Source organism: Aeromonas sp. ZOR0001, assembly GCF_000801015.1.
Classification (GTDB): Bacteria; Pseudomonadota; Gammaproteobacteria; order Enterobacterales; family Aeromonadaceae; genus Aeromonas; species Aeromonas veronii.
The window spans coordinates 1-537 of record NZ_JRJY01000156.1; the positions used below are offsets into that span (position 1 = coordinate 1).

Here is a 537-nt window from a genome sequence, read left to right on the forward strand (position 1 = left end):
GAGCGTTTGGTCTGGGCCATCATCGGCATGGCTATCTTCCGCCATGTTCCCATGACCCAGCTGGTCAATCAGCTCGACATCCTGTTGCCCGGCGACCGTCCCTTTGTTGCTCCCAGCGCCTTTCTGCAAGCTCGCCAAAAACTGGGGGACAAGAGCATCGAGCGGCTGTTTCACGAGACCGCCTCGCGCTGGCACCAGCAGGCCAACCACCCCGGTTGGGCCGGGCTGCAACTGCTCGCCGTCGATGGCGTGATGTGGCGCACACCCGATACCCCGGACAATGCAGCCGCCTTTGCCAAGCCCGGTACTCAGCATGGTGAGACCGCCTATCCGCAGGTGCGCATGCTCTGTCAGATGGAGCTGACCAGCCACCTGCTCACGCAGGCCGTCATGGAGAGCTGCGCCGTCAACGAGATGGTACTGGCCGAGCAACTCATCGCACGTACACCGGACCACTCGCTCACCCTGTTCGACAAGGGGTTTTACTCCCTCGGCCTGCTCCACGCATGGCAGAGTGCGGGCGTTGAGCGGCACTGG

Annotated in this window: 1 protein-coding gene; it reads left to right on the plus strand. The window is 63.1% G+C overall.

What is annotated here, in order from left to right:
* Positions 1-537, plus strand: a 537-nt coding sequence (locus L972_RS18685; protein WP_156127062.1) for an IS4 family transposase, incomplete at both ends; no start/stop codon positions are given.